The 13,312-nt window shown below is 32.0% G+C and carries 13 protein-coding genes; 1 reads left to right on the top strand and 12 read right to left on the bottom strand.

The genetic code is table 11. The features are described 5' to 3' along the window. Positions 1-8: 8 nt before the first annotated feature. The 5 genes from BMY79_RS04315 to mtaB all read right to left on the bottom strand — a co-directional run bounded on the left by BMY79_RS04315 (position 9) and on the right by mtaB (position 4,196). Entirely contained in the window at positions 9-1,691 is a 1,683-nt protein-coding gene (locus BMY79_RS04315) for a ribonuclease J (protein ID WP_033421172.1), read from the bottom strand. Positions 1,692-1,807: 116 nt separating this feature from the next. Then, positions 1,808-2,068 (bottom strand): DUF1292 domain-containing protein, encoded by a 261-nt coding sequence (locus tag BMY79_RS04310; RefSeq protein WP_022747673.1) that lies wholly within the window; start codon positions 2,066-2,068, stop codon positions 1,808-1,810. Between the two features lie 21 nt (positions 2,069-2,089). Further along, a complete protein-coding gene (ruvX, locus tag BMY79_RS04305; RefSeq protein ID WP_022747674.1) occupies positions 2,090-2,521 on the bottom strand; it encodes a Holliday junction resolvase RuvX in 432 nt (143 codons plus the stop codon). A gap of 18 nt (positions 2,522-2,539) precedes the next feature. Beyond that, the gene (locus BMY79_RS04300) at positions 2,540-2,803 is read right to left on the bottom strand and encodes an IreB family regulatory phosphoprotein (protein WP_022747675.1); all 264 of its coding nucleotides are present in this window, start codon (positions 2,801-2,803) and stop codon (positions 2,540-2,542) included. 82 nt (positions 2,804-2,885) lie between these two features. Further along, the gene (mtaB, locus tag BMY79_RS04295; protein WP_022747677.1) at positions 2,886-4,196 is read right to left on the bottom strand and encodes a tRNA (N(6)-L-threonylcarbamoyladenosine(37)-C(2))-methylthiotransferase MtaB; all 1,311 of its coding nucleotides are present in this window, start codon (positions 4,194-4,196) and stop codon (positions 2,886-2,888) included. 85 nt (positions 4,197-4,281) lie between these two features. On the opposite strand from mtaB, the gene BMY79_RS04290 reads away from it, so the two are divergent. Then, positions 4,282-4,515 carry an HPr family phosphocarrier protein gene (locus BMY79_RS04290; protein WP_022747678.1) on the top strand — a complete coding sequence of 78 codons (234 nt, stop codon included), beginning with the start codon at positions 4,282-4,284 and terminating at the stop codon, positions 4,513-4,515. Positions 4,516-4,806: 291 nt separating this feature from the next. Here the strand turns inward: BMY79_RS04290 and thiI are convergent, their stop codons facing one another. The 7 genes from thiI to dnaK all read right to left on the bottom strand — a co-directional run bounded on the left by thiI (position 4,807) and on the right by dnaK (position 13,249). Continuing rightward, positions 4,807-5,997, bottom strand: coding sequence for a tRNA uracil 4-sulfurtransferase ThiI (gene thiI / locus BMY79_RS04285; RefSeq protein ID WP_022747679.1), 1,191 nt, complete (start codon positions 5,995-5,997; stop codon positions 4,807-4,809). Between the two features lie 9 nt (positions 5,998-6,006). Then, positions 6,007-7,161: a cysteine desulfurase family protein gene (locus BMY79_RS04280; RefSeq protein WP_027422110.1), complete on the bottom strand. Its 1,155-nt coding sequence runs from the start codon at positions 7,159-7,161 to the stop codon at positions 6,007-6,009. Positions 7,162-7,189: 28 nt separating this feature from the next. Next, positions 7,190-7,924 (bottom strand): 16S rRNA (uracil(1498)-N(3))-methyltransferase, encoded by a 735-nt coding sequence (locus tag BMY79_RS04275; RefSeq protein ID WP_022747682.1) that lies wholly within the window; start codon positions 7,922-7,924, stop codon positions 7,190-7,192. A 16-nt stretch (positions 7,925-7,940) separates the two neighbouring features. Next, positions 7,941-8,924: a 50S ribosomal protein L11 methyltransferase gene (prmA, locus tag BMY79_RS04270; RefSeq protein WP_027422109.1), complete on the bottom strand. Its 984-nt coding sequence runs from the start codon at positions 8,922-8,924 to the stop codon at positions 7,941-7,943. Between the two features lie 211 nt (positions 8,925-9,135). Further along, positions 9,136-9,981, bottom strand: a complete 846-nt coding sequence (locus BMY79_RS11870) for a hypothetical protein (protein WP_051532824.1) — start codon at positions 9,979-9,981, stop codon at positions 9,136-9,138. Between the two features lie 122 nt (positions 9,982-10,103). Beyond that, positions 10,104-11,264, bottom strand: coding sequence for a molecular chaperone DnaJ (gene dnaJ, locus BMY79_RS04260; RefSeq protein ID WP_022747685.1), 1,161 nt, complete (start codon positions 11,262-11,264; stop codon positions 10,104-10,106). A 101-nt stretch (positions 11,265-11,365) separates the two neighbouring features. Further along, complete coding sequence (gene dnaK, locus BMY79_RS04255) at positions 11,366-13,249, bottom strand: molecular chaperone DnaK (protein WP_074730469.1); 1,884 nt, start codon at positions 13,247-13,249, stop codon at positions 11,366-11,368. Positions 13,250-13,312 lie beyond the last annotated feature (63 nt).

Raw genomic sequence — 13,312 nt, 5'->3', positions numbered from 1 at the left:
AACTTCCCCTACACTTCCATAATAATTGGCATAATCATTGGTCTACGTTTTGTTTCCTTCCAAACAAAATCACCAAGTACCTCTTTTACTTCTGTTTTAATTTTACCCCAATCTTGAATATGATTATCCATACAATAATCCATAGTTCTATCTAAGAGTGCTTTTGCTTCATCAATTAAGCTCTCTGAATTTCTAACATATACAAAACCTCTTGTTACAATATCTGGTCCTGCTAAAACTTGTCCTGATCCACTTTCAAGAGTCATAACAACAATAATAATACCGTCTTCTGCAAGATGCTGTCTATCTCTTAATACGATATTACCTACATCTCCTACTCCAAGGCCATCAACCATAACATTACCTGTTTGAACCCTATCAACTACTTCTGCTCTCTCATCATCAATTTCTAGAACATCACCCGCTTGTAAGATTTTGATGTGATCTGAATCATAACCTAGTTCAGACGCAATATTTGCTTGTGCATATAAATGTCTATATTCACCGTGCACTGGAATTGCAAATTTAGGATTTACTAAAGAATAAATCAATTTAATATCCTCTTGACACGCATGACCTGAGACATGTACATCTTGGAAAATTACTTCCGCACCTTTTAACATTAGCTCATTGATTATACCTGAAATAGACTTTTCATTTCCTGGAATAGGACTAGAAGAAAATACGATTGTATCTTTTGGTTTAATAACAACCTTTCTATGCATTCCTGTAGCCATTCTTGAAAGTGCCGCCATTGATTCTCCTTGGCTTCCTGTTGTAATAATAACAGTCTTCTCATCTGGATAATTTCTAAGCTGTTCTGCATCAATCAAAATATTATCTGGTAACTTTAAATATCCGAGTTCAGAAGCGATTGAAATAATCGTCACCATACTTCTTCCCTCAATTGCAACTTTTCGACCATATTTATATGCCGAATTGATAATTTGCTGTACACGATCAACATTTGATGCAAAAGTCGCAATTATTATTCTATTTTGTCTATGTTCAGCAAAAATATTATCTAAAGTTTTTCCAACTGAACGTTCCGACATAGTAAAACCAGGTCTCTCAGCATTAGTACTATCACATAATAACGCTAAAACACCCTTCTTTCCTATTTCTCCGAAACGTTGTAAATCGATAGCATCTCCAAAAACTGGTGTGTAGTCAACCTTAAAATCTCCTGTATGAACTACAATACCAGCTGGTGAATAAATAGCAAGCGCTGCAGCATCTTGAATACTGTGATTTGTTTTTATAAATTCAACTCTAAAACATCCCAAATTAATGTGTTGTCCATAATGACAAACTTTACGTTTAACTCTCTTAACCATTTCATGTTCTTCAAGTTTATGATCAATAATTCCCATTGTCAATTTAGTTGCGTAGATTGGAACATTAATTTCTCTTAAAACATATGGAATTGCTCCTATATGATCCTCATGACCATGTGTAATGAAAAATCCCTTTACTCTATCAATGTTGTCTTTAAGATATGTAATATCTGGAATAACTAAATCGACTCCGTACATATCATCATCTGGAAAAGATAATCCGCAATCAATAACAATGATACTATCATCATACTCAAATGCAGTTATATTCATTCCAATTAGTCCTAATCCACCTAATGGTATTATTCTTAGCTTGCTCTTATTCTGTTCATCTTTTACGTTCTTCAAAATCATTCCTCCATAATAAACGAGGAATAGTAAAACAGAAAAACAGCTCCTTAGGTAAATATTCTTTTTTTATTTTAACAATATCTAATTAAGAAGCCTATTCCGCTTCTATGCCCCGTCATCTAAAATTCTACATTAGTATCCTCATCTAATAGCTCAGCAAAAATCTTACCAAGGGCTTGCACTTCGTTGTCATCATCGACCATTTCGTATGTGACCTCTCCGTCCTGCTCTTGAATTTCTTTTAAAATATATGCTTCACTATCTCCTGTTTCATTTTCTGAAACCAAGAGATACTTAACACCGTTCAATTGAGTTTCTTCTAAAATAAAAAATTCAATTGTTTCATTTGTTTCTTCTAGTGTAAATATTACTTTTTCCATCGCATCTCCAATAAACTTTTATTATTCTTTTTGATTATGTAAATAATCTAAATATCCTTGCAAAATAAAAATTGCAGCAATCTCATCTACATAATTTTTACGATTTTCTCTTCTAATACCAGATTCCATCATAGAACGGTCTGCAGCAACAGTCGTAAGACGCTCGTCCCACAATACTACTGGCAAACCTGTTCTATTTTCTAACATGCTTTTGAATTCTTTTGTTTTTTCACAACGTTCACCTTCAGTACCATTCATATTCTTTGGATACCCTAAAACAATTGTCTCAACTTCGTATTCATCAGCTAATTCTTTGATTCTAGCCAAAGTTTGACGTAGTTTAGATTGTGATTTTCTTCTCACAATCTCTACGCCCTGTGCAGTTAATAACAAACCATCACTAACCGCTACACCTACCGTTTTTGATCCAAAATCTAATCCTAAAATTCGCATAATTCTCCACTTCTCGAATTAATTCCATTGATTATTTTTAATGTAATCCTTTAGGACTTCCTCTACAAGCTCATCTCTTTCGACTTTCATAATTAGTCCCCTAGCATTCTTATGGCTTGTTATATATGTTGGATCTCCTGACATAATATAACCAACTATTTGGTTAACCGGATTATATCCTTTTTCTTTTAAAGCTTCATATACAACCTTAAGAACTTCTTTCACTTGATTTTCAGGTTCCTTACCTACATTAAAAAATTGTGTGTTATTGATATCTTGCATATTTTTCACGCCCTTGCTTATGTATTTTTACCACAATAGCTTATCATTTATATTGTATACTACTGACAGAAAAAAAACAATGCTATCTTTTTAGCAAATAAATATCATCTGCGATTTCTTTAATAATCTTGCCAGTAACAATCTGATTAATCAAATCTTCTTCTGACTCAACCGCAATTTTAACATACTCCATGGTATAACCCGTATAATAATCTTTTCCATCAATAGTTACTTTTTCTTCAATCAATGCCTGTTTTTGTGTACCTATATAAAAATCACGATACTCTTTTGACATTTGATGATCTAATTCAATAAGCTCTGCACTTCTTCTTGTTTTAACTTGTTCATCTACTTGATTTGGCATGGACTCAGCTCTAGTTCCTCTTCTAGGTGAATATTTAAAAACGTGCATCTTATAAAAATGAACATCTTTCAAAAACTGTTTTGTAACACTAAACTCGTTTTCGTCTTCTCCTGGAAAACCGACAATTACATCTGTTGTTATAGCAGGATGCTTGAAATATTTTCTTAATAATTCACAGCCTTTAATATACTCTTCTGTTGTGTATTTTCTATTCATTCTCTTAAGTGTTGCATCACAACCACTTTGTAATGACAAATGAAAATGTGGACACATCTTTGGTAATTTTGCTATATTTTCAACAAATTCTTCTGTTACAATCTTTGGTTCAAGCGAACCTAATCTAATTCTCTCAAGTCCTTCTATTTTGTGAACTTCCTGAATAAGTTTTAAAAGATTCTCACCATTCTCTAAATCAACGCCATAAGAACTAAGATGAATTCCTGTTAAAACAATCTCCTTAAATCCATTATCAACCAATCTGACAACTTCTGCAAGTACATTTTTTAATTTTCTACTTCTAACTCGTCCTCTTGCGTATGGAATGATGCAATAACTACAAAATTGATTGCAACCATCTTGAACTTTAATAAATGCTCTAGCATGTTCCGCTGTCTTAGATAAGAATAACTCTTCATACTCTTGTGGTTCATTATTTATATCGGCTACAGCTGCATTATTAGAACTATCTCCAAAAAACATATCTAATCTATTAATCAATTCATGTTTTTGATTGTTACCAATAACGATATCAATTGCTGGATCTAGCAATGCCTCATCTTCTTTTGTTTGAGCATAACATCCCGTTGCAACAACAACTGAATCAGGATTTTTATGTTTTGCTTTGTGCAACATTTGACGAGACTTTCTATCTGCCATATTTGTAACTGAACATGTATTTATTATATATACATCTGCCTTATCAGAAAATGCCACTATTTCATAACCAGCATTCTCTAACATCTGCTGCATTGCTTCTGTTTCATATGAATTAACTTTACATCCTAAATTATGTAATGCTGCTTTTTTCATTTTCTCTCCATTTCTGATTGACTTTTTTGCCAAAAACTATTACTATCTTAATTAGAAAAAGATTCAAACTAAGGAGGTTTTCAATATGAAAACAGTTCAAATTTCATTAAATTCAATTGGAAAAGTAAAATCATTTGTTAATACAATTACTCAATTTGATTTTGATTTTGATTTAATTTCAGGAAGATATGTAATCGATGCTAAATCTATCATGGGTATTTTTTCATTAGATTTATCAAAACCAATTGACTTAGCAATTCATGCAGATACAAACCTTGATGAGATTTTAGAGGCACTTGACCAATATATCGTTAAATAATTTGTAATAGCATAGTTGTAAGAATGATTTTTATAAAGGCTCACTCTGTGAGTCTTTTTTTATACCTAAATCTAATTCTTATTAGCTTATTCTATATTCATTTCCTGTATATTTAAACTGTAACCTATAAAAAACAACTTTTATTTTAAATTAAAATCTATTTCTCAACATACAACCCCAAGTCATCATTTGACCATATGCCATATATGGTGTTATACATGGCATATAGCCTTTCAAATTCTTTTATGCCTTTTCTATCGACCTATGCTTAAAACAAGGCTTTATATGTCTTTAAATTTCTTCTGGCTCTACTTTAATCACTTCTACTGTATCAATTGCTTCTTTAACAAGTTCATCAATTTTTTCTGTTAACTTCAATTCAGATTTTTTGATATAACTTAAATTAGGCTTTGTAACAGGGTGTTTTGCAACGAAAATTGTACAACAATCTTCAAATGGTAAAATTGATGTCTCATATGTATCAATTTTATCAGCGACTTCAATAATATCTTGCTTATCAAATGCAATAAGTGGTCTATACACTGGTAATTCACATACTTCATTTGTAGCAACTAATGACTGCATTGTCTGGCTTGCAACTTGACCAATACTTTCTCCTGTTACAAGTCCTAGACATCCACTTTCCTTTGCAAAATGTTCAGCGATTTTCATCATATATCTTCTCATGATAATTGTTAACTGTTCATGAGGACATTTTTCATAAATGTATAATTGTATATCTGTAAAATTAACAACATTTAAATTAATCTTTCCTGTATATCGTGCCATTTTTTTTGCTAAGTCAACAACTTTTTGTTTTGCTCTTTCACTTGTATATGGTGGTGCATGGAAATATGTTGCTTCAATTGTTACACCTCTTTTACTTACCATATAACCGGCAACAGGGCTATCAATTCCACCTGATAATAAAAGCATTGCTTTTCCAGCTGTTCCTAAAGGCATACCCTTAGCACCAGGAATCTCAACTGAATAAATATTGATTTGTTTTCTAACTTCAATATTAATTACAATGTCTGGTTTATGCACATCTACTTTCATCTCTGGAAAAGCTTCTAATACCTTTTCACCTACAAGAGCATTAATTTCCATTGAGTTTAATGGATAATTTTTTCTTGCTCTTCTTGCATTAACTTTAAAAGTAATATTTTTATCTTTATATGTGCTATCAACATGTTTAATAACTGTTTCACATAATTTATCAAAACCTTCATCTTCAGTTAAAATAACAGGACAAATACCTGTAATACCAAAAACTTTCTTTAAAGCATCAACTGTATCTTCGTAATCATATTCTCCAGTTGTTTCTACGTACACACGACCTTGTTCTTTTCTAACTAAAAATTCACCATCAACATTACGTAATTTATACTTAATGTTACTAACTAGTGCATCCTCAAAAAGGTATCTATTCTTACCTTTAATTGCAATTTCTGCATACTTAATTAAAAATGCTGAATACATAATTTCTCCTTATCTTCTTGTATATTTTCTTAATTGTGGAATAATTTCCTTCATTTTATCAACCGCATAATCAAGCTCTTCTTTCTTTGTAAAACTTGACATACTAAATCTTACTGTTGAATCAAGCAATTCTTTCTTTAGCCCAATTTCCTTCAAAGTTGAGCTAATGCCCGGATGATTAGATGAGCATGCACTTCCTGCAGAAACATATATTCCGCTTTCTTCTAATGAATGTAATAAAACTTCAGCTCTTACATCCTTTACACTCACACTTATAATATGTGGTGCACAATCTCTATCTTTTTTACCGTTCACTGTTACATCTTCAATCTCTGTTACTTTTTCAATAAAGTATTTTTTCAATTGATATAATTTTTCAATTTTCTCTTGAAAATTATTATAAGCTTCTTCTGCAGCAATACTTAATCCAACATAAGCAGGGACATTCTCTGTTCCAGATCTCATTCCATCTTGTTGGCCGCCACCTAAAATTATTGGATTAATTTTAGTTTTATCCTTTATATATAAAAATCCACTACCCTTAGGACCATGAATTTTATGGCCACTAACCGATAACAAATCTATATTATTTTTACCAGGAACAATCTTAAATTTACCGTATGACTGTATTGCATCAACATGCATTACACACTGTTGATTAATTTCTTTAACAATTTTAGCAGCCTCATAAATTGGCTCTAATGCACCAATTTCATTATTAACGTGCATAATTGAAACTAATATTGTATCTTTTCTTACTTTATTTTTTAAATCTTCTAAAGAAATTTGTCCATTCTCATCAACCTCTAAATGATCAATTTCAAATCCTTTTTCCTTTAAAAATAACATAGGATTATTAATTGATGGATGTTCTATTGATGTTGTGATAATATGCTTACCTTTTCTCTCATTAGCTAATGCAGTTCCAATTATTGCTAAATTGTTAGACTCCGTTCCACCAGATGTAAAAAGAATCTCTTTATCTTTTGCTTTTAACGTTTTAGCAATCTTCTTTTTTGCTTCTCTAATTTGAAACTCAGCTGCAACTCCTTTTAAATGCATTGCCGAAGGGTTTCCATAATTAACTGTTAGTAAATCTACCATTTTTTCAGCAACGCTATCTAAACATTTAGTAGTTGCCGAATTATCTAAATATGCTTCCATTTTTATCATCTATCTTTCTTTTCGTTTTCTAGTCATCTAAGCAAAAAACCAGCATCGATAATGTTGCGAGTCCCGCAGTTTCTGTTCTAAGAATTCTTCGTCCTAAAGAAATTAAAGATACATTGCCTGGCAAATTTGTAATTTCATCACCTGCAAATCCGCCCTCTGGACCAACAAAAATTCCTATTTTTGCACCACGTTTTATTTTACCTATTATCTCTCGTGTAGCTTCCATACCACGTTGATTCTCATATGGTAATAACACTACATCTAAAGTACTAGCAAACTTCATTGCATCTTTATACTTCATAGGCATAGTCACCTCTGGGATAATCGTTCTCTTTGCCTGTTTAGCAGCACTTTCTGCAATGGTTTGCCATCTTTTTTGCTTATTTTTTGCTTTCTTATCATCTAATTTAACTACACAATTTTTCATGGAAGTAGGAATAACTTTTGTAGCTCCAAGCTCTACAGCTTTTTGAATAACTAATTCCATTTTGTCGCCTTTTGGCAATCCTTGAAACAAATAAATCTCATTATACAATTCTGTTCCGACTTCATCTACTTCATCAATTTCGGCAGCCACCATTTCTTTTGAAATTTCAACCAAATGACAATAATAGCTTACATTTTTATTATCACTTACACGAATCTTTTCGCCCACTTTCATTCTAAGAACATTTACAACGTGATTAATATCATTTTCGTCAAGTATAATTTTATTACCGTTTATTGATGATTGTTCCACAAAAAATTGCTGCATAATTGTACCTCATAAATTAATTTTTTCTAGCTGTAATATTAACCCATTCTCCTTTATGGTTAATTTCAACCACTTCTAAACCAGCGTCTTCAATAGCTTTTTTAACATCGTTTTCTTTAAAATCAATGATACCTGATGTAATAAAGTATCCGCCTTTTTTAAGTCTATCTGGAATAACCTTTGCCATAGGAATAATTACGTCTGCTAAAATGTTTGCAACAACAATATCATATTCCTCAGTTCCAACTGTTTTTTGAAGTTCTACATCATCAATTAAATTTCCAACGTAAAACTTACCTAAATCTAAATCCAAATTATTTACTTCCATATTTTCTTTTGTAGAAATCATACAATCTGGATCTAAATCTGTTCCGACTACTGATTTAGCACCTATTTTTAATGCAATAATAGATAAAATACCACTTCCGCAACCCACATCTAATACCTTTGGTTCTTTCACTTCTGGTGTATATTCTTTATTGCCTCTTATGTATTTCAACAATTGACTAATACATAATTGAGTAGTCTCATGTTTACCTGTTCCAAATGAAATACCAGGATCAATTTCAATTAAAAATTTATCCTTGTCTTCTTCTTTTAATTCTTCCCATGTAGGTTTGATTAAAATATCATCAATATAAAATGAAGAGAAAAACTTCTTCCAATTATTAATCCAGTCTAAATCTTCTGTCTCACTTGAAGTAATTACACCACTTCCCACATCAACTGTATTTCTTAAATCTTCTAAAGCCACTTTAACTTTTTTAAGAATTTCAGATTGATCGCTTCCATCATCTTCGATATAAAAACTAACCGCACTACTACCATCATCAGGTGGAAGTTCTGGTAAAAAATCTATAAACATTTCTGTCTGATCAGCTTTGCTTAAAGGAATCTTATCTTCGATTTCAATTCCTTCAATACCTAGATCAGATAACATCATACTTATAAAATCTTCTGCCTGTGTGGTTGTATCAATTGTATATTTTTTCCATTTCATTTTTATCAACCTCTCTATATATTTAATAGGCTCATATGATTTGATATTCTCACACGAAACCAATTTATTATCTTTTCACTTCAATTTTTACATAATCCATAGAATTATAACACAAATAACTCTGCATAACAAGTAACAGTATTTTTATCTATAGCATAAAGAAACTCATCTTCCTATGTATTAATTTTTCATAGAAAAATGAGTTTTTTTATCATTCACCAAATCTTCTTATTAAATTTTCATACTCTTTATTAATTTCTTGTAACATTTCTTTACTTCCTGCTATGTTATCCGGATGATATATTTTAATCAAATCTTTATATCTTTTTTTTGCCGAATCCTTGGTTCCTACACCAATAAAAAACATTTCAGCATTAATAATATTCTCTTCTATTCTAGCAGGTTCCTTGCGTTCGTCAAACATAGACACTTGCTTATAAAAAGCTTTTTGTTTTTCTAATTTTTCTTTTTGAACTGCTAGATTTTGTAATTCTGTTTCTAAAATTCTAAATTTATTTTCAAATAGAGATTCCTGACTCTTTAATTTTTTTTCTAAAAAGTTATTATTTGTCTTTTGTTCTCTTTTTTCTCTTTCAAAATCCTCTTTTTGTTTTTTTAATACTTCCTTTTCTTTTTCTAATTTTTCAACTTGAAATTTTAAGTTTCTTTTTTCTTTTTCAATTTCTTTAAAAACTTCCACCATATCTTTTCTTTGTTTTTCAAGTGAATTAATTTCAGTTTCAACCTGTTTTTTTATATTATCAATTTTATTTTTAAATAATTCAAAACTTCTTTTTTCATCTTCAAATTTTTCTTTTTCGCTTATAAATTTTGCTTTTTCATCACGCAATATTTGTACCTGTTCTCTGAATAACTCTACTTTTTTTTGATACTCTATGTATTGAGCCTTTAATAATTTTTCTCTTGTTGCTTCTCTTGAATTAACTTCATTATCAGAAACAATGACTTTATTATTATCTTTATTATTATTATCTGACAACTTTATCTCTTGTGGTTCATGATACTTTTCAAATCTTAGTCCAAATCTATTTTTCATATCTATTTCCTCTCTCTTTTTGCCAACAAACTATAATTATTTAATCGGACAAAAACATAAATGCATTAAAAAACAATGCGACATAACATATAAATCATGTATATATCGCATTGTTTGTATAATTATCCAAAGAATTTTTCAAATGGTCCTTTTTTCTTTTCTTTTGGAATATCAATTGTGTCGTTTTCTTTATTAAGTGAATCGCCTGTTGCTTTATCAAATTCTCTTAAAGCAGCTTCTGCTTCTTTAGAAATCTTAGTTGGTGTCTTAATTACTAATGTTACGTAATGATCACCACGTACATCCTTGTTTCTGAGTGAAGGTACACCTTTTCCTCTCAAACGAATTCTTGTACCTGTTTGTGTTCCAGCACTAACTGTATAAATAATGTCTCCATCAACAGTTTTAATTCTGATATCGCCACCAAGTACAGCAATTGGATATGAAATACTTACTGTTGAGTAAATATCCATTTCATGTCTTTCAAATTCGTTACTTCTTGCAACAATAACTTCAACAAGAAGATCTCCTCTTGGCCCACCATTTACACCTGGTTCACCATATCCACGAACTCTTACTGATTGTCCATTGTTAATACCAGCTGGAATATCTACTTGCTTATGAATTCTCTTTGAATTGTATCCAGTTCCTCTACAATTTGGACATTTTTCTTTAACGATTTTACCTGTTCCATTACAATCTGGACAAGTTTGAACATTTTGAACCATTCCAAAAAGTGATTGCTGTGAATATACAATTTTACCTTTTCCACCGCATCGAGAACATGTAACTTTATCTGTTCCTTTTTTAGCTCCTGAACCATGACACTCGCTACATTCTTCTTTATATGTGAAATCTAAGTCCTTTGTGCATCCGAAAATCGCTTCGTGGAATGAAATTCTAACTTGCATTCTTACGTGAGCACCCTGTCTTGGCCCATTATTGTTGGCACGACGAGATCCTCCACCAAAAAAGTCTCCGAAAATATCTCCAAAAATATCTCCCATATCCATCCCAGAAAAATCGAATCCACCTGCTCCTGCACCTGCGCCACCATCAAATGCAGCATGACCAAATTGATCATATTTTCTTCTATTTTCTTCATCACTTAAGACGGCATATGCTTCTTGAATTTCTTTAAATTTTTCTTCACATTCCTTATCACCTGGATGCATATCTGGATGATATTTCTTTGCTTGAGCACGAAACGCCTTCTTAATCTCTGCTTGAGATGCGTCCTTTGACACACCTAATACTTCATAAAAATCTCTTTTATCTGCCATATTTTTACCTTTTCACCTAATTTTACATCAATACCCGATAAGTAAAAACTTACCGGGTATTAACATTTAGTTTATAGAGTTAAAATATCGTTTGCTTTTAATTAAACTTCTTTAAAATCAGCATCGATAACATCATCATCAGAACCTGCGTTAGCAGAACCTGTTGCATTAGCACCATTCATATCTGGGCCTGCTTGAGAAGCTTGTCCTGCTTGTGCCTGTGCTTGCTCATACATTTTAGCAAATACTTTCTGTGAGCTTTGTGTTAATTTTTCTTGAGCTGCTTTTAAGTCAGCGATTTCAGAATCTGTCATCTTTTCAGCTTCTGGATGAGCATCTAAGATATCTTTTACAGCTTTGATATCAGCTTCAACAGCACTCTTATCTGCTGCATCAATCTTATCTCCAACCTGTTTTAAAGCATCTTCTGTCTGGAATACAAATGAATCAGCTTCATTTCTTGCATCGATAGCTTCTTTTCTCTTCTTATCTTGTGCTTCAAATTCAGCAGCTTCTTTTACAGCCTTATCAATTTCTTCATCTGACATGTTTGAACCAGATGTAATTGTGATATGCTGTTCTTTTCCTGTTCCTAAATCTTTAGCTGAAACATTAACGATACCATTTGCATCGATATCAAATGTAACTTCAATCTGAGGAACTCCACGACGTGCTGGTGGAATACCATCTAATCTAAATTGTCCAAGTGATTTATTATCGCGTGCGAACTGTCTCTCACCTTGTACTACGTTAATATCTACTGCTGTCTGATTATCTGCTGCTGTTGAGAAGATTTGGCTCTTCTTTGTAGGAATTGTAGTATTTCTTTCGATTAATTTTGTAGCAATACCACCCATTGTTTCAATTGAAAGTGAAAGTGGAGTTACATCAAGTAATAAGATGTCGCCAGCACCTGCATCTCCAGCAAGTTTACCACCTTGAACTGATGCACCAAGTGCTACACACTCATCAGGATTTAAGCTCTTGCTTGGCTCTTTACCTGTTAATTGTTTTACTTTATCTTGAACAGCTGGGATACGTGTTGAACCACCAACTAATAATACCTGACTTAATTCAGCGTTTGTAAGTCCAGCATCTTTCATAGCGTTTTGAACTGGGATAGCTGTTCTTTCAACAAGGTCATGTGTTAACTCATTGAATTTAGCTCTTGTTAAGTTCATATCAAAGTGTTTTGGACCTTCAGCTGAAGCTGAGATAAATGGTAAGTTAATGTTTGTTGTTGTAGCAGATGATAATTCTTTTTTAGCTTTTTCAGCTGCTTCTTTTAATCTCTGTAAAGCCATTTTATCTTGTGATAAATCAATGCCTTCAGCTTTCTTGAATTCATCGATCATCCAATTTGTAATAGCGTTATCAAAGTCATCTCCACCAAGTCTTGTATCACCGTTTGTTGATAATACTTCGATTACACCATCACCAATTTCGATAATAGATACATCAAATGTACCACCACCTAAATCGTATACCATGATTTTTTGTTCTGTACCATTATCAAGACCATAAGCTAAAGCTGCAGCTGTTGGCTCGTTGATAATTCTCTTAACATCAAGACCAGCGATTTTACCTGCATCTTTTGTAGCCTGACGCTGAGCATCATTGAAGTAAGCTGGAACTGTAATAACTGCCTCTGTTACTTTTTCTCCTAAATATCCTTCAGCATCTGCTTTTAATTTCTGTAATACCATAGCAGAAATCTGTTGTGGTGAATACTGTTTATCATCAATAGAAACTTTATAATCAGATCCCATATGTCTTTTAATAGATGAGATTGTTTTTTCAGCGTTAGTAACAGCCTGACGTTTAGCTGGTTCACCTACTAATCTTTCTCCAGTTTTTGTAAAAGCTACAATTGAAGGAGTAGTTCTTGCACCTTCCTGGTTTGCGATAACTGTTGGTTGTCCACCTTCCATAACAGCAACGCAACTGTTTGTTGTTCCTAAATCAATACCTATGATTTTACCCATATCTTTGACCTCCTAATTAATATCCTAATCAATCTAAAATTGCTATTTGTAAATTTACTATTT

The sequence above is a fragment of the Lachnobacterium bovis genome (genome assembly GCF_900111325.1).
GTDB lineage: Bacteria > Bacillota > Clostridia > Lachnospirales > Lachnospiraceae > Roseburia > Roseburia bovis_A.
Note: the sequence above shows the minus strand (reverse complement) of the source record. Positions and strands in the feature narration are given on the sequence as shown.

Excerpts from the sequence above, each read along its gene's own strand:
- BMY79_RS04315 (WP_033421172.1), bottom strand. The coding sequence starts at position 1,691 with ATGATTTTGAAGAACGTAAAAGATGAACAGAATAAGAGCAAGCTAAGA.
- BMY79_RS04300 (WP_022747675.1), bottom strand. The coding sequence starts at position 2,803 with ATGCAAGATATCAATAACACACAATTTTTTAATGTAGGTAAGGAACCT.
- dnaK (WP_074730469.1), bottom strand. The coding sequence starts at position 13,249 with ATGGGTAAAATCATAGGTATTGATTTAGGAACAACAAACAGTTGCGTT.
- ruvX (WP_022747674.1), bottom strand. The coding sequence starts at position 2,521 with ATGCGAATTTTAGGATTAGATTTTGGATCAAAAACGGTAGGTGTAGCG.
- BMY79_RS11870 (WP_051532824.1), bottom strand. The coding sequence starts at position 9,981 with ATGAAAAATAGATTTGGACTAAGATTTGAAAAGTATCATGAACCACAA.
- BMY79_RS04280 (WP_027422110.1), bottom strand. The coding sequence starts at position 7,161 with ATGGAAGCATATTTAGATAATTCGGCAACTACTAAATGTTTAGATAGC.
- BMY79_RS04275 (WP_022747682.1), bottom strand. The coding sequence starts at position 7,924 with ATGCAGCAATTTTTTGTGGAACAATCATCAATAAACGGTAATAAAATT.
- prmA (WP_027422109.1), bottom strand. The coding sequence starts at position 8,924 with ATGAAATGGAAAAAATATACAATTGATACAACCACACAGGCAGAAGAT.
- BMY79_RS04290 (WP_022747678.1), top strand. The coding sequence starts at position 4,282 with ATGAAAACAGTTCAAATTTCATTAAATTCAATTGGAAAAGTAAAATCA.
- BMY79_RS04310 (WP_022747673.1), bottom strand. The coding sequence starts at position 2,068 with ATGGAAAAAGTAATATTTACACTAGAAGAAACAAATGAAACAATTGAA.
- thiI (WP_022747679.1), bottom strand. The coding sequence starts at position 5,997 with ATGTATTCAGCATTTTTAATTAAGTATGCAGAAATTGCAATTAAAGGT.
- dnaJ (WP_022747685.1), bottom strand. The coding sequence starts at position 11,264 with ATGGCAGATAAAAGAGATTTTTATGAAGTATTAGGTGTGTCAAAGGAC.
- mtaB (WP_022747677.1), bottom strand. The coding sequence starts at position 4,196 with ATGAAAAAAGCAGCATTACATAATTTAGGATGTAAAGTTAATTCATAT.